This is a genomic window from Bradyrhizobium sp. LTSPM299, assembly GCF_000938235.1.
GTDB lineage: Bacteria > Pseudomonadota > Alphaproteobacteria > Rhizobiales > Xanthobacteraceae > Bradyrhizobium.
In genome coordinates, this window is sequence record NZ_JYMU01000058.1 from 152,077 (window position 1) to 172,306 (window position 20,230).

At 64.8% G+C, this 20,230-nt stretch carries 22 protein-coding genes; 11 read left to right on the forward strand and 11 right to left on the reverse strand.

Annotation, left to right across the window (positions count from 1 at the left end):
* Positions 1-308: 308 nt before the first annotated feature.
* Positions 309-2,654 carry a mechanosensitive ion channel family protein gene (locus UP10_RS29750; RefSeq protein WP_044590749.1) on the reverse strand — a complete coding sequence of 782 codons (2,346 nt, stop codon included), beginning with the start codon at positions 2,652-2,654 and terminating at the stop codon, positions 309-311.
* Positions 2,655-2,996: 342 nt separating this feature from the next.
* Here UP10_RS29750 and UP10_RS46020 point away from each other — a divergent pair, with 342 nt between their 5' ends.
* From UP10_RS46020 to UP10_RS29760, 3 genes are all read left to right on the forward strand, one after another.
* Entirely contained in the window at positions 2,997-3,182 is a 186-nt protein-coding gene (locus UP10_RS46020; protein ID WP_245321940.1) for an ATP-dependent Clp protease adaptor ClpS, read from the forward strand.
* A gap of 27 nt (positions 3,183-3,209) precedes the next feature.
* Positions 3,210-4,574 (forward strand): AAA family ATPase, encoded by a 1,365-nt coding sequence (locus UP10_RS29755; RefSeq protein WP_245321942.1) that lies wholly within the window; start codon positions 3,210-3,212, stop codon positions 4,572-4,574.
* Positions 4,575-4,766: 192 nt separating this feature from the next.
* Positions 4,767-5,045, forward strand: coding sequence for a helix-turn-helix domain-containing protein (locus UP10_RS29760; RefSeq protein WP_044590750.1), 279 nt, complete (start codon positions 4,767-4,769; stop codon positions 5,043-5,045).
* A 47-nt stretch (positions 5,046-5,092) separates the two neighbouring features.
* Here UP10_RS29760 and UP10_RS29765 read toward each other — a convergent pair whose 3' ends face one another.
* Complete coding sequence (locus UP10_RS29765) at positions 5,093-7,201, reverse strand: tetratricopeptide repeat protein (RefSeq protein WP_044590751.1); 2,109 nt, start codon at positions 7,199-7,201, stop codon at positions 5,093-5,095.
* Between the two features lie 75 nt (positions 7,202-7,276).
* Positions 7,277-8,161 (reverse strand): dihydrodipicolinate synthase family protein, encoded by an 885-nt coding sequence (locus UP10_RS29770; protein WP_044590752.1) that lies wholly within the window; start codon positions 8,159-8,161, stop codon positions 7,277-7,279.
* Positions 8,162-8,340: 179 nt separating this feature from the next.
* On the opposite strand from UP10_RS29770, the gene UP10_RS29775 reads away from it, so the two are divergent.
* Positions 8,341-9,753, forward strand: coding sequence for an FAD-binding oxidoreductase (locus UP10_RS29775; protein ID WP_044590881.1), 1,413 nt, complete (start codon positions 8,341-8,343; stop codon positions 9,751-9,753).
* 19 nt (positions 9,754-9,772) lie between these two features.
* Entirely contained in the window at positions 9,773-10,438 is a 666-nt protein-coding gene (locus UP10_RS29780; protein WP_044590753.1) for a GntR family transcriptional regulator, read from the forward strand.
* Between the two features lie 310 nt (positions 10,439-10,748).
* Here UP10_RS29780 and UP10_RS29785 read toward each other — a convergent pair whose 3' ends face one another.
* The 8 genes from UP10_RS29785 to UP10_RS42240 all read right to left on the reverse strand — a co-directional run bounded on the left by UP10_RS29785 (position 10,749) and on the right by UP10_RS42240 (position 16,615).
* Complete coding sequence (locus UP10_RS29785) at positions 10,749-10,961, reverse strand: hypothetical protein (RefSeq protein ID WP_044590754.1); 213 nt, start codon at positions 10,959-10,961, stop codon at positions 10,749-10,751.
* Between the two features lie 34 nt (positions 10,962-10,995).
* Complete coding sequence (locus UP10_RS29790; protein WP_044590755.1) at positions 10,996-11,406, reverse strand: DUF3597 domain-containing protein; 411 nt, start codon at positions 11,404-11,406, stop codon at positions 10,996-10,998.
* A gap of 357 nt (positions 11,407-11,763) precedes the next feature.
* Positions 11,764-12,264 (reverse strand): Rab family GTPase, encoded by a 501-nt coding sequence (locus UP10_RS29795; protein WP_044590756.1) that lies wholly within the window; start codon positions 12,262-12,264, stop codon positions 11,764-11,766.
* Positions 12,264-14,015 (reverse strand): OmpA family protein, encoded by a 1,752-nt coding sequence (locus UP10_RS29800; RefSeq protein ID WP_044590757.1) that lies wholly within the window; start codon positions 14,013-14,015, stop codon positions 12,264-12,266. The genes UP10_RS29795 and UP10_RS29800 overlap by 1 nt, the downstream gene beginning before the upstream one ends.
* Before the next feature lies 1 nt (position 14,016).
* Entirely contained in the window at positions 14,017-14,397 is a 381-nt protein-coding gene (locus UP10_RS29805) for a hypothetical protein (protein WP_044590758.1), read from the reverse strand.
* A 158-nt stretch (positions 14,398-14,555) separates the two neighbouring features.
* Positions 14,556-15,212, reverse strand: a complete 657-nt coding sequence (locus UP10_RS29810; RefSeq protein WP_050043852.1) for a response regulator transcription factor — start codon at positions 15,210-15,212, stop codon at positions 14,556-14,558.
* A gap of 50 nt (positions 15,213-15,262) precedes the next feature.
* Entirely contained in the window at positions 15,263-16,333 is a 1,071-nt protein-coding gene (locus tag UP10_RS42235) for a sensor histidine kinase (RefSeq protein WP_050043843.1), read from the reverse strand.
* Between the two features lie 78 nt (positions 16,334-16,411).
* On the reverse strand, positions 16,412-16,615 hold the full coding sequence (locus UP10_RS42240) for a hypothetical protein (protein ID WP_050043844.1): 204 nt from the start codon (positions 16,613-16,615) through the stop codon (positions 16,412-16,414).
* A 1-nt stretch (position 16,616) separates the two neighbouring features.
* Between UP10_RS42240 and UP10_RS29820 the strand changes: the two genes are divergently transcribed.
* From UP10_RS29820 to UP10_RS29845, 6 genes are all read left to right on the forward strand, one after another.
* Positions 16,617-16,916, forward strand: a complete 300-nt coding sequence (locus tag UP10_RS29820) for a hypothetical protein (protein WP_050043845.1) — start codon at positions 16,617-16,619, stop codon at positions 16,914-16,916.
* Positions 16,917-17,126: 210 nt separating this feature from the next.
* On the forward strand, positions 17,127-17,414 hold the full coding sequence (locus UP10_RS29825; RefSeq protein WP_044590759.1) for a hypothetical protein: 288 nt from the start codon (positions 17,127-17,129) through the stop codon (positions 17,412-17,414).
* 185 nt (positions 17,415-17,599) lie between these two features.
* Positions 17,600-18,052, forward strand: coding sequence for a MarR family winged helix-turn-helix transcriptional regulator (locus UP10_RS29830; RefSeq protein WP_044590760.1), 453 nt, complete (start codon positions 17,600-17,602; stop codon positions 18,050-18,052).
* A gap of 55 nt (positions 18,053-18,107) precedes the next feature.
* The gene (locus UP10_RS29835; RefSeq protein ID WP_044590761.1) at positions 18,108-18,677 is read left to right on the forward strand and encodes an isochorismatase family protein; all 570 of its coding nucleotides are present in this window, start codon (positions 18,108-18,110) and stop codon (positions 18,675-18,677) included.
* A complete protein-coding gene (locus tag UP10_RS29840) occupies positions 18,670-18,993 on the forward strand; it encodes a hypothetical protein (RefSeq protein WP_044590762.1) in 324 nt (107 codons plus the stop codon). The genes UP10_RS29835 and UP10_RS29840 overlap by 8 nt, the downstream gene beginning before the upstream one ends.
* Entirely contained in the window at positions 18,990-20,225 is a 1,236-nt protein-coding gene (locus UP10_RS29845) for an MFS transporter (protein ID WP_044590763.1), read from the forward strand. The genes UP10_RS29840 and UP10_RS29845 overlap by 4 nt, the downstream gene beginning before the upstream one ends.
* Positions 20,226-20,230 lie beyond the last annotated feature (5 nt).

Genomic DNA, 20,230 nt, shown 5'->3' on the forward strand with positions numbered 1-20,230 from the left:
GCGGGGAATGTGAAGAAACGGCCGGATTTCGTAGCCGTGACAACTGAAGTGCGGGCTCACGCGGGGTGTGGCCGTCTCACCGTCGCGAGACGATGTCGCAGCGGTGAGACGGACATCGCAGGGCGACCAACCCGCGGCGACATGACTGCGCTCCCTCGCCCCATTCTTACGGGGAGAGGGTTGGGGTGAGGGGCTGCCTCAGCATACTCTCTGGGAGAAGTGCTCGCGGAGGGCTCCCCTCACCCGTATCGCATCTTCGATGCGATACGACCTCTCCCCGCGGGGCGAGGTGAAGCGGAGCCCGCGGATCAACCTGCAGCGCGGCGTGGCAGCGTGGTGGCATCCGGCTCGGCGGGAGCCGGAAGCTGCATCAAAATGGTCTGGCCGGCGGAAGCGATCTCGATGCCGTTGTCCTGGAAGCGGCGCTTCATGCGGCGGTTGAATTCGCGCTGCACCGGCCAGCGGCCGCCGTCGGTGCAGCGGATCTGGCCGACGATGGTCACGACCGAACCATCGACCTTGTCGACGCCCCACAATTCGAGATCGCCGCGGATCACCGCGCGGTAGTCCGCCTCGCGTCGCATCTCGGCAACGATGTCCTTCAGGATCTGGCCGGCGCGATCGGTATCCTCCCTGAACGCGACGTTGACGCTGACAGCGGCATTGCCGGCGCCACGGCTGGCATTGGTGATCGTCGTCACCGCGCTGAACGGCACGATATGCACCGAGCCATCGCCGGCGCGCAGCCGCATGGTGCGGATCGAAACGTTCTCGACCGAGCCCGTGAGGCCCGACACCGTGACGGTGTCGCCGACCTGCACGGTGTTCTCCAGCAACAGGAACAGCCCGGTGATGAGGTCCTGCACCAGCTTCTGCGAGCCGAAACCGATCGCGATACCGACGATGCCAGCGCCGGCAAGCAGCGGCGCCACATTGACCCCGATCTCGCTCAGCGCGGTGAGCCCGACCACCGTGACGATCAGGCAGAGCAGCGCGGTGCGCAGCATCGGCTGGAAGGTGCGCAGCCGCGCCGCGCGGGCGAAATGCCCCTCGCGCGACAGCACATTGAGCTGGCGGTCCATCAGCGCGTTGGCGCCCTCCCAGATCACGACCGCGGCGAGCGCGGCGATGCCGATCGTCACCACCGCCGAGATCAGACGGCTGCCGATCTGGCCGCCATAGAACCAGACGATGGCGTCGACGCCCCAGACCTCCAGCAGCGCGACGAAGCCGATCACGGCGATGACCGAAGCGACGATCCTGCGGAGCAGCGGCAGATAGCGGTTGGCGCGCGCCTCCAGCCCGGGGAAGCGCTGCAGGATATCCGGCGAGATGCGAAAGCCGCGATCGATCAGGCTCAGCACCACCATGATGACGAGGCGCGTCACCAGCAGCACCGCGACGGTGCCGACGAAATATTGCAGCAGCAGCGAATAGCCGTTGCGGATGTTGAGCGCCCAAACCGCCCACAGCGAGAGATCGAGCACGATCGCCAGCACATGCCATACCGCCGCGACACGGTTGCGGATCCGCGCCGCGATACTGGTCCGCTCGACTGGGGCGCGAATCGCAGCCGCGACCTGGCGGCGGCACTGCAGGATGATGACGACGATGAAGAGATGCACCACCAGCATCACCAGCCGCAGCACCGCGGCATAGCCAGCACGGTGCAACCCGAGCAGCAGCGCGACATTGGCAAAGCAGATGCCGGACACGCCGACCGCGACGATGCGGCGCGCCCAGATCTCGATATAGGCAGCCGTCTCGGCGCGCACCCTAAACAGGCCGAACGGCCCCGCCAGCGCTCGTACCGCGCAGATCAGCGCGCGCGAGAATGCATAGGCGTTGACCACCGCGAGGATCACCAGCCGCGTGGTCGACTGATCGCCCAACTCGGTGCCAAGCAGTGCCGTGGCGACGCCGACGAAGACCACCACCGGCAGCAATTCGAGCACGAGGCGGCCGAGCACGAAAGGCAATCGAATCAGCGACTGCCAGAGCGGCGCCAGGCTGAGTCGGCGGCGATGCAGTTCCGGTTCCGGGGTCACGTCGGCGACCGACGACGGCGGATCGGCGCTCGCGAGCGCCTGCACCGGGACCCGCGCCGTCTGCGGCAGCCGCTGCTCCAGGAACACCACCGGCCGCTTGATCAGGCGGAACACCACCCATTCGGCAGCGAGCGCGCAGCCGAACACCAGCGCCAGCTTCCAGGCGATATCGATCAACAGGCCATAGGCCTCAGGATCGTTGGCGGTGCGCACGATCCAGTAATAGAACGCCGGGACATGCGTCAGCGTGCGCGCAAGGTCAGCGATGTCGCGCGACGTCTCGCCGACCTGTTCCGACACCATCAGCAAGAGTTGCGCGCCGAGGCTGTCGGCGGTGAGCGGGATCGGCGACTGCTCCGGCGCGGGTTGCACCGCCTGCGGCGATGCATTGGCGATCGCGCGCAGAGTGTCGATCATCTCGCCGCGCTTCTTGTCGTCCTGCAATGTCTCCAGCGCGCGCTTCGCCTGCTCCGGCGTCAGCGCGTCAACAGATTGGGCCTGGGCGGATTTGGTTTGCGGCGCCGCCGGTATCGCGACCTGGGCGGCGGCGGGAGTGACGAGCAGCGTGAGCGCGAACAGAAACGCAAAAGGAAGTTTGTGCGACACGAGAGCCTCTTCTTAAAATGATTGCGCGACGGTTGATTGGAATCAGCCCTCGCGCTCGCGTCATGTCGGAAGCGCCCTTTTCGCACCGCCGGTGTGTCGGAAGTTTGCTGCCTGGGCGGCGATCTCTTGGCAATTTTCTTGGCATTTGCCGCGGCACAAAATCGTCACAAGAGTTGAGCGGCGCTTAACGGCGCAGAGGCGTAAGGGCGGACCGATCGATGGGCTCTCGCCGACACCAGCACACGTCCAGGATGCGACCGAAAAATCTTCGCTTGACGGGTTTCAATCCCTGCGATGTTCTAGTTTTGTTCTTTTTGATTCCAGATGCGTATCGAGGCTCTCATGCACGACCTGTTCGCCGAGAACGGCCCGCTCGAGCTCTTGATCCATGATGACGGCACTACGCCACTGGACTTCGTCCGGCACCTGCTGCGCGTGGTGTTCGGCAAGTCCGAGCGGGAAGCGATCACGGTCGCCGCGCAAATCGAGGACAAGTACGGAATCGTTTGCGGCCCATTTCCCGCTTAAGTGGCCAAGGCACTGCTGGAGGCGGCGGTGCAATTGATCCGCGATGACGAGCAGCCGCTGCGGATCACGACTGAGGCCGCCGATGCCGTCCGCCTGTGCGATCTCTGTGAAACGCAAAGATCGGTCGCCAATATCTTTCTCAACGACGGAAGGGCGTGCCTGTGCACAAACTGCCTGCTTGCCGTCAGGAGGAGTTCGGAAGAGCTGCCGGGCGACGAATTCAAATTTGCCGTCACCGCGCTCGATTGGCATTTTGCCGGAATGCCGCGCAACCGGATCGTGACGCGGTCGCGGCAGTTTCCCGGCCACATGCGCGCCGACGTCCAGATCGCGATCGACAGACTGCTCGCCGACCCGATCCATTTCTTCGGCATCCATGAAGAACATCGCTACGAGACGCTTGATATCGCGGCGCTGATAAAATTCGGCCGCAACGCGCCGGCGATCGCGCCGCCGCAGTACCAGGATGTCGATATCGGCGAGGCCGAGCCGGTGAAATGCCTCGCCAACGGGTTATGGCTGTGGCGCAGCGGCGAGCTGCGCTACGCCGTGCTGCTCGCCTTCCATCGCGACTATGGCCGCGAGCCGTCGTTGCGGATCGAACTCGCGGTGCCTGCCGGCGCTGCCGGCAACGGCTTCGTGCAGCGCATCTTGGCCGAATTGGAATCCACCGTGGACACGGCGCGGTCCTATCGCGGCAAGATCCTTTCGCTCGATGGTGACGCCGACTACCGCGGCCGCACGCGCGGCGTGACCGTGCATCGGCTGCCGACGGTCGCTCGCGACGATGTGATCCTGCCGGAAAAAACTCTGCGGCTGCTCGACCGCAACGTGCTCGATTTCGTCGAGAGCCGTGACCTGCTGCGTCGGCTCGGCCAATCGACCCGCAAGGGAATCCTGCTCTACGGCCCGCCCGGCACCGGCAAGACCCACACCATCCGCTATCTCGCGACCAACCTGCCCGGCCATACCACGCTGATCATCACCGCCGAGCAGGTCGGCCTGCTCGGCGCCTATATGAACCTTGCACGCCTGCTGCAGCCGGCCATGGTCGTGATCGAGGACGTCGACCTGATCGCGCGCCACCGCGAGGACATGGGCGGACCCTGCGAGGAATCGTTGCTCAACAAGCCGCTCAACGAGATGGATGGGCTGAAGGAAGACGCCGACATCCTGTTCCTGCTCACGACCACCGGCCGGAAGAGCTGGAAAGCGCGCTCGCCGGCCGGCCCGGCCGCATCGACCAGGCGATCGAGGTGCCGTTGCCCGACACGATCGGGCGCGACAAGGTCGTCCGGCTCTACGGCAAGGGACTGCCTTTGGAGCAGGAGGTCGTCAACGAAGCGGTGCGGCGCACGACCGGCGTCAGCGCCGCCTTCATCAAGGAGTTGATGCGGCGTGTCGCCCAGGCCAGCATCGTGCGCGACGCGGCAAGACCGTCATTCCAGCCGACATCGACGAGGCATTGAACGACATGCTGTTCGATGGCGGACGGCTCAACGTGAAATTGCTCGGTGGCGCGCAGGGGATGAGTGCATAGTAAGTGGGACGCTGGCGCCCCAGCCGCGGAGTGACGCGAACTAAATGATCATCCCGCTCAAGAAGCTCAAGGCACGTCTGTTGGCCAACCCGAAGGTCAAGGCCGAATACGCGCTTGCGCCCGAGTTCGAGATCGCCACCGAGTTGCTCAAGGCGCGACAGCGCGCGGGATTGTCGCAATCCGAGCTGGCGACGCGGATGGGCACCAGCCAGTCGACGATTGCTCGTCTCGAGAGCGGACATACGCTTCCCAGCACCAAGACGCTGCTTCGATTTGCCAAGGCGACCGGCAGCAAATTCCGTATTCGGCTCTCGGCTGCGTAGGCTCGGCCGAGGTAACGAGCGCCCCCGCCGCTAGCTGATCAATCCCGCTATACTTGTGGCAGCAGCAGCTCCCGCTCGCCCGCTGCGACGCGCGCAAGATCGGCGGAGGCTCGCGCCAGCACGCGCTCCCAGGCCTGCGGCTTGTCCTGGCGGAACAGCCGCATGGTCGGATACCAGGGCGTGTCCTCGCGGTCGCGCAGCCAGCGCCAGTCGAGCGCGTAGGGGCACAACAGCCAGACCGGACGGCCAAGGGCGCCGGCGAGATGCGCGACCGACGTATCGACGGCGATGACGAGATCGAGCGCGCAGACGGCTGCCGCCGTGTCGGCGAAATCGCCGAGCGTCGGCGCCAGATCGACGACGTCGCTGCCGAGGCGCGCCAGCACCGGAGCATCGTCTGGCCGCGGTTCCTTCTGCAGACTGTAGAGCTGTGCGCCCGGTACTATCAAGCGCGGCAGCACCGCCTCCGCCGCCAGCGAGCGCTGACGGTCGCCCTTGTGCCTGGGATTGCCGGCCCAGACCACGCCGACCTTCAGCGCCGTGTCGCCGGCGAGCGCCTGGCGCCAGCGCGCAAGCTTGCCCTCATCCGCATACAGATAGGGAATCGCCGCAGGGATGGTGTCAACCGTGGTGCGGAACACCCGCGGCAGGCTCATCAGCGGCAATTGCAGATCGAACAGCGGCAACGGCTCGCCGCGGGCGAACACCGCGACATCAGGCAGCATCGCCCGCAGCAGCGACGCGATGGCAGGCTGCACCTGGACGATGATACGGCCGCCGCCCCGTGCGGCGACCATCGGCACGTAACGGACGAAATTCAGGGCGTCACCGAGCCCGTATTCGGCGAACAACAACAGTGTACGGCCGGCGAGCGGCTCCCCCTGCCATTCCTTCTCGCCGAAGATCGGATCACCGTCGATCAGCGCCTTGCACTTGCGGCGCCATTGATACTCCTCAAAGCCCTTCTCGAACTCACCATTCATCAGCAGGAAGTGCGCGTGATTGTAATGCGCCAGCGGAATATCCGGATCGAGCTCGATGGCCCGGTGCGAGGCGACCAGCGCCTCGTCGATCTCGCCGGCATTGCGCAGCGCGACCGCGAGATTGGCATGACCCTTGGCATAATCGGGGTCGGCGGCGATGGCGCGCCGATGCGCCGCGACCGCCGCCTCGACCAGGTTCTGCGCCTCGAAGATGATGCCGAGATTGGTATGCGCGGAGGCATAGTCCGGCTTCAGCGCCAGCGCCAGCTCACAGCAGCCGATCGCGTCGTCGACCTGTCCGAGCTCGAACAGGCAGGCGCCGAGATTGCTGAGGATCAGATAATCGCTGGGATCGCGCGCAGTCACCTGCCGGTAGAGACGAACCGCCTCCTCACGCTCGCCGGCTTCGTGCAGCACGAGCGCAAGCATACGCAGCGGCGTGACGTCGTCCGGATCGAGCACCGTCGCGCGGCGGTAGTTGAGTATCGCGTCCTTCAGGTGGCGCTGGCGATAGAGCGCCGCGCCGAGGCTGCAATGCAGCGCCGCATTGTCGGCGTCCGTGCTCAGTCCGCGAAGATACGCCGTGACGGCGGCGTCGAGCTTTTTTTGATCGACCAGCACATTGCCGAGATTGAGCCAGACGCCGCGATAGGCCGGATCGCGCGCGATCACCTCGCGATAGGCCGCCTCCGCCTCCACCAGCCGTTTCTGCCCGGCCAATGCGACGGCGAGGTTGAACCGCGCCCGCGTCAGGCCGGGATCGAGGGCGATCGCGCGGCGAAACGCTGCCTCGGCTTCCTCGAAGCGCGACAGGTCGCACAGCGCGACACCGAGCTTGACGTGAAGCCCGGCATCCTGCGGCCGCAGCGTCACGCCGCGCTCGAACGCCGCCACCGCGCCGTCGCGCTCACCTTTCACTGCGAGCGCATCGCCAAGCGTCGCAAAGGCCGGTCCATGAAGCGGATCGAGGCTGAACACCCGGTTCAGCAGCACCGCACCTTCAGCGGCGCGATCGGTGACGAAGGCGATGACGGCGGACAGGTGCAGCGCGGAAAGATGGTCGGGATCGGCGGTCAGGATGTCGCCGCACAGCGCGTCGGCCTCTTCTGAGCGGCCCGCGCCATAATGCGCGACCGCGTCCATCAACATCCGATCGACCGCCACACTGCCCATGATACCAACCCCGCCGAAGACCCCAATAGGAGTTAAACGGGCGGCGATGCAGATTCCGGCACGCGAATTAGATGCTCACGCGAGCGCCGGGCTGGTCAATTGCTCCAGCTTCGCCTTGAGTGCTGTCCCGTCAGAAGACGGGCGCAATGGCGGACGCACCCGCAGCCAACCGGCGTCGCCGGTCTGTGCAGCGAGAATGGCCTTCAGCGCCGCAACCAGTGACGGCGTGTTGAGTACAATATCGATCGCGGCCTGCATGCGCGCTTCCGCGCCTGATCCGTTGAGCATGGCCTTGACCAGGCCGGGCGCGATATTGGCCATGCCGCAGATCGTGCCGGCACCACCGGCGGCAAGCGCACGGGCGATGTCGGCTTCGTTGCCGATCGTGATCGCAAGCTCGGGCGCGGCGGCGCGGAATGCCTGGAACTGCCGGAAGTCGCCGCTCGAATCCTTCAGGCCGGCAACGAGCTTGCCGTAACGCTTGCGCAAGCTGGCGGCGACCGCAGCAGGGATGCCGACGCCGGACACCTGCGGGATATGATAGAGCGTGAGCCGCAGGCGATCATCCGCCACGCCATCGATGACGCCGGAGAAGGCATCCTCGATTCCGTCAGGCGTGACGCTGCGGTCGAAATAGGGCGGCAGCACCAGCACGTGATTCAAGCCAAGCGCCAGCGCCGACCGCGTCAGCGCGACGGCGTCCGTGATCGCAGGAAAGCCGGCTCCAAGCCCGAGGCGCGACGCCGGCACGCCAGCCTTGAGCAGCGCCTCGATGGCGGCGATCCGCTCGGCGACATTGAATGAGGTGCCCTCGCCGGTCGTGCCGAACAACACGACCCCGTCGATGCCTTGCGTGAAGAGATGGGACGCGTGGCCTGCGAGACTGGCGCAATTGACGGTCCCGTCCGATGTCAGCGGGGTAGGAACCGCCGCCCAGAATCCGCGAATTGCTTCCGTCATGACAGCTCCTCGGTTGGTGGGCTAAGGCATTGTCAAAAATAACGTTTTCTCGGAAAGATCTTCGCCGCTTTTCATCTGGTGCCTGATCTTGTACCTTACATACAAGAACGCTGCAATTCACACGAGAGCGGCGGTGCAATCCCGGAATGCATGACCGCATCTCGCACAACAAGTTTGCCATGAACGCCATCACTCCGTCCGAACGCCCCGAAGACCTGCTCGCCGGCTTGCGCCACAGCCTTGGCCCGCAAGCCGTGCTCGTTGGCGCCGAGGTGCCCGCGCGCAATTGCAACGACTGGAGCGCGAGCCTGCCGCAAACGCCACTCGCGGTGATCCGTCCGACCGATGCCGCCGGCGTCTCGAAAGCGGTCGCGGCCTGCCGCAAGGCCCGGCTGCCCTTCGTGCCACAGGGCGGTTTGACCGGGCTCTGCCGCGGCGCTGCGCCCGGAGCAGGCTGGGTCGCGATTTCACTGGAACGCATGGTCGGCATCGAGGAAATCGATCGTGCCTCCGCCACCATGACGGTGAAGGCCGGTACGCCATTGGAGACGATTCAAAAGGCGGCCGACGAAGCCGGCTTTTTCTTCCCGCTCGACCTCGGATCGCGCGGCTCCTGCGCGATCGGCGGCAATCTGTCGACCAACGCCGGCGGAAATCGCGTGATCCGCTACGGCATGACGCGCGAGCTGGTGCTCGGCCTCGAAGTCGTGCTGCCTGACGGCACCGTGATGACCAGCCTCAACAAGCTGATGAAGAACAACGCCGGCTACGACCTGAAGCATCTTTTCATCGGCTCGGAAGGCACGCTCGGCATCATTACGCGCGTGGTGCTGCGGCTGTTTCCGAAACCGCGTTCGACCATGGCCGCGCTATGCGCGCTGAACGACTATGCCGCCGTGGTCGCCCTGCTCGACGCCGCGCGCAGCGGCCTTGGCCCGCTGTTGTCGGCGTTCGAGGTAATGTGGCCGGACTACTGGGACGTGATCACCGCGCGTGCCGGCGTGCGGCCGCCGGTTGCCCCCGGTCACGGTCTCTACGTGCTGGTGGAAGCGCAGGGCACCGACGAAAGCCTCGACGCACCGCGCTTCGAGGCCTGGCTCGAAGGATTGATGGAGCGCGGCCTGCTTGCGGACGCGGCCGTTGCGCAGTCGCTCGCGCAGGCCCAGAAATTCTGGGCGGTACGCGACATCTGTTCGGAGTTCGGCCAGGTGCTCGGGCCCCATATCTCCTATGACATTGGCCTGGCGGTTGCGCGGATGGACGAGTTCGTCACGCGCTGCAAGGCTGCGCTCGCCACAGGCATTGCGGGATGCGAAAGCGTCTATTACGGCCATATCGGCGACGGCAATCTGCATCTCGTCTCCTGGGTGACGGGCCTGGCCGTCGAACGCCAGCCGAAGGAAGAGATGGATGAGATCATCTACGGCCTGGTGCGTGAGATGGGCGGCAGCGTGTCCGCCGAGCATGGTATCGGCACGCTCAAGAAGAAATGGCTGGGTCACGCGCGCAGCGAGGCCGAGATTACGCTGATGCGCACGCTGAAGGCTGCGCTCGATCCGGCGGGCCTGCTCAACCCCGGCAAGGTGATCTGACGAGCTGCCGGAGGGGCGGATGAAATCGCTGAAACTCGATACGCCGAAATCGCTGGCGCAGCGGGTGATGCTGCGGCTGCGCCAGGGCATCATCGACGGCGAGTTCGCGCTGGGCGCTGCGATTTCCGAGGAGATGGTCGCGCAATTCTTCGGCGTAAGCCGCACGCCGGTCCGCGAAGCGATGGGACAGTTGCAGGCGCAGGGCCTCGTGGTGATCCGGCCGCAGGTCGGCAGCTTCGTCTTCACGCCGAGCGCAGCCGACATCGCGGAACTCTGCGCCTTCAGGATCATCATCGAGCCCAAAGCCGCCGAGTTTGCCTATCGTCATGACTGTGCCGGCGCCGTCGCTGCGATGGAGCAGGCGATTGCCGGAATGAAGCGCGCGCTTGCCGCCAAGGACAACGTCGCCTATGGGCGCGCGGACACCGCGATGCACGACGTCCTGTTCGCATCCTGCGGCAATCATTATCTTGTCGAATCCTACCAGCTCGTCTCGGGCCGCGTGGCCGCGCTGCGGACCAATCTGACATCGCCGATCGATGTGCAGACGCCCGCCTCGTTCGAGGAGCATCGCCGGCTCCTGCATCTGTTCGAATGCGGTGATTTCGCAGCTTTCGAAAGCCTGATGACGACACACATCGCCAATTCAGGGCGGACTTACGCGCAGGCGCTGCAGGTAGCCTAAGGCAGGTGGCCTTGGGAACCACCGTCGCCGCCTGCTCTTCGTCACACGTGCGAACGCGCGCTGCCCTCACCTTCTTTCGCGTCACCCGTCGTGGGCGGTTGAAGGCTTGGAGGTTGAAGGCTCGGTGGCTGAAGACCTGGACTGTTGGCCCAACGGTCCAGTTCCTCGATGATCCGCTCGTGGCTCGGCCGAAGCGATGCCGGCCCGCCGGGCTCCTGAGAGAGTTTTCGGGGCAGCTTGACCTTGTCTGTCATGGCTATCGCTCCTGTGCAGGCAGCACGACCCGCGCCGGCGCGGTGCCACCCCCGGTCTATTTGTGGTGATGCCGCAGGTAATCGTGCAGCGAGCTCGACCCGGTCTCCTTGAGCAAGGTCTTGAGCATCATGTCCTTGCGGCGCCCTTCGGCAAAACTCTCGCCATACTTCTTGCGCAGCGCGGCAACCTTGGTGTTGCCGTGCTTGCGTTCAATCCTGCCGGTCTTGTCGCGATGACGGCCGTCGAGACCCTTGCGTGCCTTTGCCATGCCCTGCTCTTCCGTTTCGATTTCGTCGAGACGCCTAGACCTTGATATCGCTCGGCAGCTTTCCGCCGTTGGCGGCGAGCTTGGCCATGACCTGCTGGTGCAGCCAGACATTCATCGCGGCCGAGTTGCTGGTATCGCCGGTGTAGTTCAGCTCCTGCGCAAGCTGCTTGCGAGCCGCAAGGCTGCTGTCGAGCCCGAGTGCCTTCATCAGGTCGACGATCGAGGTCCGCCACTCGAGCCGTTCACCCGTGGCAGAAGCGGCCTTGTCGACGATCGCTGCGACATCGACGGTTTGCGCCGGAGCCGCGCCGGGCGCTGCGGCAGGTGTGGAGGCAGTCGGCGACGCGCCAGCGGTCCCCGCAGTGGTCGTTGCCGTCGGCGGCGTCTTGGCCTGGACCGAACCGTGGCCAAAGATTGCGCCCATGATGCTTCCAAAAACGCTCATGATCTTCGCTCCTGTTCTCGCCCGATACCTGCTCCTGGTCCGGCGATGGACCAGACGATAGGCAGGGCGCAATGCAGGCGGAAGATGACCTTCGTCACTTCCGGAAGGTTCGGCGGCGTGGTGCAATTTGGTCGCAAGCGCGTGGTCGCGAGTCGACGATGCGTCTCGGAATGCATGCTTGCATGAACTCGCCAATGCGGCCCTCCGGCACAGAGGCCGGACAGGTCACGCTATCCGACTGGCGAGAACTGTTCATCGCGCGCCCCACGCGTGGTGAAGTCAGCCGCTCCGACGCGATTCGCCAGCCCCGAGAGGTCGGGGCGGCTGACACCAATCTCGCCGCGTGATGCCGAACGCCTAAAACTGCCGGCGGCGGATGATTTGGGCGAGTTCGGTAAAGCTTTCCGCGATGCCAGCGCCGGTCTTTGCGCTCACCGACTTGACATTCGACTTGGCGAGTTCGCCGATCTGGCCGGCACTTCCCGCGGCTTGCGGAAGATCGATCTTGTTCAGAAGCGCCCGGTACGGCCGGCCCGGGAACCTGGCCTCGAAGCCATGGACCAGCTCGACCATGCGCGTCACCGTTTGCGGCCGCGTGACGTCTGATACGATGATGGCGGCCGACGCACCGGTGACATAGACGGTGTCGAAGATCTGCGTGCCGAAATCGCCGTCGGTGTCCCACAGCACAAGCCGCATCGGATCGCTGTCGTCGCTCGGCGCAACGTCATGGCTCAGAATTTCGACACCGAGCGTCGATTTGTACTGCCCTTCGAACTTGTTGTAGACGAGGCGATACAGGATCGACGTCTTGCCGACCCCCATATCGCCGAGCAGCATGACCTTCGCGGTGAGCATCAGCGGGACACTTCGGAACGATAGACGTTTTCGAACGACACCCGGCGGTTGCCGCCGATCGTGGTGTCGAGCTTGTCGGTGATCGGTAGTGTCGCCGCGCGCGACACCAGGATCAGCCGTGCCGGCTCGACCCCGAGCGCCGTCAATCTCCGCGTCACCTGCTCCGCCCGCTTGCGCCCGAGCGTCCTGTTGGTACCCTCGGTGCCGCTCTGGTCGGCATATCCGACGATTCGAACCCTGAGATCGTTGTTGGCAAGCAATCCAGCAAGTTCGCGAATCTGCTGCTCGGCCTGTTCGTTGTCGAGGAATTCATCGGAGTTGTTGGTGAAGAACACCGCCGTCGAGGCGATGAATCGGTCGAGCCGCGCGGCCGGGCTGTCGACGACGGACTGCAGGGCGGCATATTGCTCGCCCAGTTTGGCGTACTGCTCGCCGAGCTTGTCATATTGCCCGTTCAGCCCGGCATATTGCCGGTCACCCGACTTCGATTGCTCTGACATCGCGTCGCGCATCTGGTCGAGGCTCGCCTGCAGGCGCGCGAGCGACTGCTGCACGGCTGCGACGGATGCTTGCGATGCAGCCAACTGCTCGGGTCCGGACACGACGCCGATCCGGTTGACAATCCGGTACGGCGATGCGGCTGAGCCAAGCGCATCGATCAGCGGTGCGGTCTCCAGCTGGCTCGGCTCGATGCCTGATACCGCGACGCTTCGGTTGCCGTGATCGAAATCGAGCCGAAGCGGAAACGAAGCCAGCAGCGGCTGCTTCGCGGCGAACTGCTCCAGCGCAGCTTGCGTCCGTCGCTCCAGCAGGCCCCTCGTCACCGACATCCAGGCGAACCAGACCAGCGCCGCCACGGCGAGCGTCAGCAGACCGAACAGAATAACCTTGCCGCGCCGGCTCGTGGCTTTGCAAGGGGCATCATCGACTTCGATCGACGTCGCCAATGCCGCAAGCATCGCGCGATCGCAGGTCGCGCCGCGGTCGATGCTCTCGATCGCATCAAAGAACAGCGAATTGATCCTGGCATTGTCGCCGGGGCGCAGCGAGCCGAGGCATTGCGCCGCGAGGATGAAGCGGGGCGAGGCGCGAAGCGCGATCTCGCGTCCGCCGAAATCGAGCGTTTGCAGATTGCCTTCGCCGGCGAGCGCCTGAACGGAAAATTCCAGGATCGCCGCAACCATCGCGCTGAGCAGGTCGGCGCGCTCATCGGGGGTTTCGTCGCGCTTCCAGTCCGCGACCAGACGGCCGTTGCCGCGCTCGATGATCAGGAGCCGGTTCACCCGCGGCGGATTGTCCGTCAGCACGAACTCGCTGATCGGGCGGCCCGTGACCAGCGACTTGATGCGCCCCACCCACAATTGGGCGGATGTCAGCGCGTTGATGCGCTGCTCGAGCGACGCCAGCGTTTCCCTGAAGGAATTTGCCACCGCGGCGCTGACCAGCCGGCCGACGATCGGATAGAGCGCCTCGACCATCAGCTCGCGCGAATTCCTGATCTCGCTCCTGATCGCCGAGACCACGGTGGGCGCGATGGCGTTGGCGAGTTCACGCGGACGATTGACCTCGGCCCGCTCCAGCGCCGCGACCAGGATATCAGCGGTCGCCGTCTCCAGGCGATCGGCGTTGCCGACATAATGCTGCAGCGACGCGAGGTCGGTTTCGAGCGACTCCAGCCGAACCGCCTCGGGCTGAAACAGTAATGTCCTGAGCTGCTCGATCTCGCGATTCTGGCCGGCAGCGGCTGCCATGCTATTTGCCCGAACGGCCAGATCCCAATCCGCTGACGGCCGCGCCGAGCTGCGAGATGGCCGCACCGATATCCTTCAGCGACTCAAGCCGCTTCTGCTCGGTGTCGCGCTCGAGGTCCGAGACCCTCGCCTGAACGGCTGCGAGTTCGTTGGCAAAGTCCGCCTGCATCTGCTTGAGGGACGCAAGCATCTCCTCGCGCAGGCCCGTCAGGTTGCTTTCGATCGAGCGCTGCGCGCCGCCGAACAAGAGGTCGCGGACCTGATCGATTGTCGCAGCGCCATGCACCGCTCCATCCGCTCCGTTACCTGCAGCGACGGTATTTGCAGCTACGGTGTTTGCCAGTCCATCCGTGCCCTTGGCCTGGCGCTCGGTGCCCTTCATGGTCGTTCCCTGCTAATATCCGAAGCTACGCAAACCCGTTGCGTGCCGAAAAACAAATCTGGAACAATCCTATAGCGAATTTCAGCAGCGCGGCACAACAAAAGGCGAGCAATCAGCGGCAGGTTGTGCCGGCCCAGCGAGGGTATCGCCAAATTATTTCAGTAAGTGATTGCCTTTATTGCGAGTTCCGTGCGGTTCTTGACCTGACACTTCTCCAGGATCGCGCTGACATAGTTCTTCACGGTCCCCTCAGCCAAATGCAGCTGCTCGCCGATCTCGGTGTTGCTCTTGCCCTCGACGATCAGCGTGAGAATTTCATTCTCCCGGGCCGTCAAGCCGTCGCGCACCGGCAGCTTGGCCGATGCGCGCGGGCCGCGCAGCCGCTTGAACTCGTCGAGAATGCGTGCGGCCACCCCGGGTGAGAGCCCCGACTGGCCGTTCATCACCGCGCGAATCGTCGTCGCGATCTCGTCTATCCGAGCGTCCTTCAGGAGATACGCCTTGGCGCCCGCGCTGACGGCTTCGAAGATCAGGTCGTTGGTCTCGAACGTCGTCAGCACGACGACATGGGTCCGCGGCAGTTCGCGCAGTATCCGCTGGGTTGCCGCAATGCCGTCGACGCGCGGCATCTGCAGGTCCATCAGGATGACGTCCGGCCGGTATCGCCGTGCGAATTCGATCGCCTGCTCGCCATCGGCGGCGCCTGGGAGAATCTCGAAGTCGTCGTTCTGCTGAGCGAGGAGTGTGGCGATACCTTCCCTGATCAGCGCCTGATCCTCGGCGATCAGCACCCGCACCTTCTCGATATTGCTCACGGGCTCCATCATCCTCTCGAATACCAGTCGTCCCCGGACGGCCGGCGGGCTCAATCGGCCAACACGCCCGACAGCGCGGCTGGCGGCACCGCCACCGGTAGCGAGATCCGGACCAGCGTCCCCTGCCCCGGCGCGCTCTCAACCGAGCAGTCTCCCCCGACAAGTTCAGCAAATTCAGTCATTCCAATCAATCCGAAATGTCCGGGCGCGGGCACGGCCGGATCGAAGCCGCAGCCATCATCGCGGATTTCGACGACAAGTTTGCGGCCGACCGCCGCCGGCGCCTCGAAGGCACGAAACCAGACACGCCGTGCCCTGGCGTGGGTCTGGACGTTACGCAGCGCCTCGCTGAGCACGCGTTGAACCGTCAGTGCGCAATCACGCAATCCGTCGCGCGACCGCTCGTCGATCTCGGTCGAGACGTCAATGCCGCTGCGTTCGGCAAAGTCGGTCAGCAATCCTTCGACATCCGGGTCGATCTTGAGATCGTCGGGCATCCGCAGACGGGCAATGGCATCGCGTGCCCGCACCAGACCACTTGCCGCCGCATCTTCCGCGGTCGCGAGGCTGTCCGCGAGACGCGTCGGATCGGTCGACAGATAGTGCCGGATCAGCCGGATCTGGGTCAGCAGCGCCACGATCGAATGAACCAGCGTATCGTGCAGGTCACGCGCCAGCCGAAGCCTGGTGCGCGCCAGCGAGGCAAAGCGCACCTCGGCGCTCGCCGCCTCGAGCTGCTGCTCCATCAGGCGCCGGGCACGGCGTTCGCTTCCGAGCAGCGTTTCGACCTGACGCGCCGCGAAATCCGGCATCGCGATGACGAAGTAGTGCGACCGCTCGCTATTCCAGAGCACGACAGCAGTCACCGGTTGCGTCAACCCCGGCGATGCGCCACGCACGCCCGCGAGCGCGATCATGTCCCGTTGTCCATCAGTGAGGGCTTTAAATTCGGCCTCCATTCCGACCAGCAATACACACTCGCAACAATCGGCGCCGATCGCGGGCAGCCATTCGACCAGGCGCCCGATTTTCCGCACCATCGCTCTGTCGGCGCCGATGACGGCGAGACCGATGACATCTGCCTCTGCGGCCGGAATCAAATCCGCGCTCAGGTCGATCATTCGTTGCCCAAATAAGCTCGAAGCGAGCGCCCCACTCTGGCGTAAGCCCATGGCGGCCGCAAACGAATATGACTTTCGTCATGATCGATCCTGACTTTCGTCAGGTGCCGCTGCCGCCGGAAATGCGGTTCTGATTTCATTGGCGAGCGAAATCGTGCGGGCTGTGAAAGTGCCACGTGCCGATGCCAGCCGGGCCGCGCCGATGAGGCCGCGCCAATCGACCGGAGTGAGCTGACGGATGAGGGTCGCGCCACGAAAATTGTCGCGCACGGCGCCGCCCATTTTGGCCGACGCGGCAAAGCCTGTGAAGCGCTTTCGCCTGAGCGGGACGCAGAAGGCGGCACTCTACGCCGCGCTCACCGGCCGTCTGCAGCTCTATCCGCGTGGATATGCCGCGAGCAAGTTGGGACCGTTTCATTCACGGCGAGCCGTCCTCGGGCTGGCGCGCGCAGGCCTGATCAACATCAGCGCGACGGCTCGTTACGCGACGGCCACACAGCGGGCGCGCGAAGTCCATGCCGATCCAACGAACGGTGGAACGAGCGGGCAGGACGGCCGCACGCTTTCCCAACTCATGCCCTAGAATAGAGGCGCCAACTCCCGCACGGGACATTGGCGAGCCCGGCAATCGGATTGGTCATGATCGTCGCCGGGGCGGTCGGGTCGTCGCGTCACGTCCAGCGAGACTGGCCATGCCTCGCGCAATCGCGGCATCGTGCATCGCACTGCACAAAGCTGTGCAGATGCTTACTTTATCGTCAGAGCCGTGCTATATCTTGACTCGAAGAGAGTGATGGATGACACGCATATGCGGTTCCTCGGTCTCGTTCTACGGACGCTGTTTCTGATCGTCGTGGTGGTGGTAACGGCCCGCGTGGCCACGCCGCAGAATGAAAGCCTGTGGACGGCATATGACACGCCTGCCGATTTGTTCCGCATCATCCTCGGCGCCACCGTCTGCATCGTCGTGGCCTTCCAGATCTTCAGATATTCGCGGAATCCCGCCGACATGCGCAACTGGGTTCCGATCGGCCTTGCCGTGGTGCCGCTTGCGGTGATCTGCGCTGTGGTCATCTGGTAGCGCGCAGGCTTCGCGCTCCTGGCGGCCGGCGGGCGCCTCCATCACGTTCAGTCACCCAACTTTGGTCCGGCCTGAAAGCGATCCGTCGCCGGGCGCCAGCGACGCGCGGGTGGCCGACTCGCTCAGCAGCTAAACTGCAAAGATAATCTTTACAGATTACCTTCATATATGTTATCTACTCCGGCATGAGCAATTCACCTGACCGTCCCCGGCCGGCGCGCACATCCGCGTTGGCCGAAGACCTGCGTTTGCTGATCGGAAAGCTGAAGCGCCGGCTTCGCGAGCAGGGCGATCATGGCGACCTGACGCCGTCGCAGGTCTCGGTCCTGCTCCGCCTCGAAAAGGCTGGCCCTGCGACCGTGTCCAGCCTGGCGCGATCAGAAGGGATGCGCCCGCAGTCGATGAGTTCGGCAATATCAGCGCTCGAAGCCGCAGGGCTCGTCAGCGGCAAACCCGATCCCGAAGACGGCCGGCAAACCATCATGTCATTGACGGACACTTGCCGCGACTGGATCCGGGTCGGCCGCGCCGCGCGGCAGGATTGGCTGACCCGCACCATCACCGCGCGGCTGTCGCCACGAGAGCAGGACGAGCTCGCCGCCGCTGTCGAGCTTTTGAAGCGGCTGATCGACGATTGATGCAGGCCTCATCGCCTCCATCGCGCAAAACATCCGGCTGCAGAAGGAAACCATCATGGCCCTCACGACGCTCGATCCGATCACCGCGCTCATTATTGTCGATCTGCAAAGCGGCATCGTCGGCCTGCCCCTCATTCATCCCGTCACCGATGTCGTGACGCGCTCCTGCGCCCTCGCGGCGGCGTTTCGACGACACCGCCTGCCGGTCGTGCTGGTCAATGTCGATGGCACCGCGCCGGGACGAACCGAGCGGCCGCGCCCTGGCGGACCGTTTCCCGACGGATGGACCGACCTCATCCCAGAGCTTGATCGGCAACCCGACGACATCGTCGTGACCAAACGGACGTGGGGCGCCTTTGCGAACACCGATCTTGAGAAACAGCTGAAAGCGCGCGGGGTCACGCAAGTGGTGGTCACCGGCGTCGCCACGGGCACCGGCGTCGAATCGACGGCTCGCCAGGCCTATGAGGCGGGCTTCAACGTCACGCTTGCCATCGATGCCATGACCGACGCGCGGCCGGAGGCGCACGACTACAGCATTGCCAACGTTTTCCCGCGGCTCGGCGAAACCGGCGCGACGCAATCAATTATCGATCTCCTTGAAAGGACGCACGCCCATGCTTGATCTCGTCGCCTATTTCTTCGGAGGCGCCTTTCTCACCAACGCGATTCCCCATGTCGTCGCCGGCATGATGGGCGAACCGTTCCAGAGCCCGTTCGCAAAGCCGCGAGGCGAAGGACTGTCCTCGTCGACCGTCAACATCCTGTGGGGCTTCTTCAATCTGCTCGTCGGATATCTCTTGGTCTGCCGCGTCGGCGACTTCGGCCTGCGGACGACAAGCCACGTTGCCGCACTCGGTCTCGGCGGACTTTTGATGGGTCTTTTCGCGGCACGGCACTTCGGGCGGTTTCACGGCGGCAATGAGCCAACGCGATCATGAGACGGGTGTTTCGATCGCTGCGGAGCTTCAACTACCGGGTCTGGGCCGCAGGCGCGCTGGTCTCCAACATCGGGACCTGGATGCAGCGCGCCGCCCAGGACTGGCTCGTTCTGACCCAGCTCACCAACCACAGTGCGTCCGCCGTCGGCATCGTGATGGCGCTGCAGTTCGGACCCCAGCTGCTGCTGATGCCGTGGTCCGGCTATGCCGCCGATCATTTCAACCAGCGCAAACTGCTGATGGCCACGCAAGCGACCATGGGCGCGCTCGCCCTCATCCTCGGCATCCTCACCGTCACCGGGCTGGTGCAGCTCTGGCACGTCTATGTATTCGCCTTCCTGTTCGGTTGCAGCGCGGCGCTCGATGCTCCAGTGCGCCAGACATTCGTCGCCGAACTGGTTGATGAGGCGGATCTGTCGAACGCGATCGCGCTGAACTCGACCACGTTCAACGCCGCCCGCATGATCGGACCCGCGATCGCCGGCCTCATCATCGCCTCCGTCGGCACCGGCTGGGCGTTCCTGCTCAACGGCGCGTCGTTCATGGCCGTCCTGACCTCGATGTCGCTGCTGCGCACCTCGGAGCTTCGTCCGAATGCCCGCGCGCATCGCGCCAAGGGAGGCATCACGCAGGGATTCCACTATGTCTGGTCGCGCCCCGACCTCAGAGCCACCCTGGTGATGCTGTTCCTGATCGGGACCTTCGGCCTGAACTTTCCGATCTTCATCTCGACCATGGCGGTCGGCGTCTTCCACACCGATGCGCGCGGCTTTGGCCTGCTGTCCTCAATGATGGCGATCGGCACGGTGTCGGGCGCACTGCTGGCCGCAAGCCGCGAGCGGCCCCGGTTCAGCTCGCTGATGCTGGGCGCTGCGATCTTCGGACTGGGCTGCACGCTGGCCGCGCTGGCGCCGAACTACTGGCTGTTCGCGGCCGCGCTCGTCGTCATCGGCGTCGCTGCGCTCACCGTCACCAACACCTCGAACGCGCTGATGCAGCTCTCGACCGAGCCTGCAATGCGCGGACGCGTGATGGCGCTGCGGCTCGGTGTTGCGCTGGGCGGCACGCCGATCGGCGCACCGATCGTCGGCTGGGTCGCCGACCATCTCGGTCCGCGCTGGGCACTTGGCGTTGGCGCATGCTCGGGCTTTGCCGCTGCGCTGGTGGCGATCGCCTTCCTGTCGCAACGAGATGTCGAAGCAAGCGGCCTGCCACCTGCGGTGAAACGGTAGAGCAG

Bases quoted from the DNA above. Each gene is read 5' to 3' on its own strand.
- UP10_RS29785 (WP_044590754.1), bottom strand. From the start codon at position 10,961: ATGGCAAAGGCACGCAAGGGTCTCGACGGCCGTCATCGCGACAAGACC.
- UP10_RS29800 (WP_044590757.1), bottom strand. From the start codon at position 14,015: ATGGCAGCCGCTGCCGGCCAGAATCGCGAGATCGAGCAGCTCAGGACA.
- UP10_RS46020 (WP_245321940.1), top strand. From the start codon at position 2,997: ATGCACGACCTGTTCGCCGAGAACGGCCCGCTCGAGCTCTTGATCCAT.
- UP10_RS29805 (WP_044590758.1), bottom strand. From the start codon at position 14,397: ATGAAGGGCACCGAGCGCCAGGCCAAGGGCACGGATGGACTGGCAAAC.
- UP10_RS29775 (WP_044590881.1), top strand. From the start codon at position 8,341: ATGAACGCCATCACTCCGTCCGAACGCCCCGAAGACCTGCTCGCCGGC.
- UP10_RS42235 (WP_050043843.1), bottom strand. From the start codon at position 16,333: ATGATCGACCTGAGCGCGGATTTGATTCCGGCCGCAGAGGCAGATGTC.
- UP10_RS29840 (WP_044590762.1), top strand. From the start codon at position 18,670: ATGCTTGATCTCGTCGCCTATTTCTTCGGAGGCGCCTTTCTCACCAAC.
- UP10_RS29795 (WP_044590756.1), bottom strand. From the start codon at position 12,264: ATGCTCACCGCGAAGGTCATGCTGCTCGGCGATATGGGGGTCGGCAAG.
- UP10_RS29765 (WP_044590751.1), bottom strand. From the start codon at position 7,201: ATGGGCAGTGTGGCGGTCGATCGGATGTTGATGGACGCGGTCGCGCAT.
- UP10_RS29835 (WP_044590761.1), top strand. From the start codon at position 18,108: ATGGCCCTCACGACGCTCGATCCGATCACCGCGCTCATTATTGTCGAT.
- UP10_RS42240 (WP_050043844.1), bottom strand. From the start codon at position 16,615: ATGGGCGGCGCCGTGCGCGACAATTTTCGTGGCGCGACCCTCATCCGT.
- UP10_RS29830 (WP_044590760.1), top strand. From the start codon at position 17,600: ATGAGCAATTCACCTGACCGTCCCCGGCCGGCGCGCACATCCGCGTTG.
- UP10_RS29780 (WP_044590753.1), top strand. From the start codon at position 9,773: ATGAAATCGCTGAAACTCGATACGCCGAAATCGCTGGCGCAGCGGGTG.
- UP10_RS29825 (WP_044590759.1), top strand. From the start codon at position 17,127: ATGGATGACACGCATATGCGGTTCCTCGGTCTCGTTCTACGGACGCTG.
- UP10_RS29760 (WP_044590750.1), top strand. From the start codon at position 4,767: ATGATCATCCCGCTCAAGAAGCTCAAGGCACGTCTGTTGGCCAACCCG.
- UP10_RS29770 (WP_044590752.1), bottom strand. From the start codon at position 8,161: ATGACGGAAGCAATTCGCGGATTCTGGGCGGCGGTTCCTACCCCGCTG.
- UP10_RS29790 (WP_044590755.1), bottom strand. From the start codon at position 11,406: ATGAGCGTTTTTGGAAGCATCATGGGCGCAATCTTTGGCCACGGTTCG.
- UP10_RS29845 (WP_044590763.1), top strand. From the start codon at position 18,990: ATGAGACGGGTGTTTCGATCGCTGCGGAGCTTCAACTACCGGGTCTGG.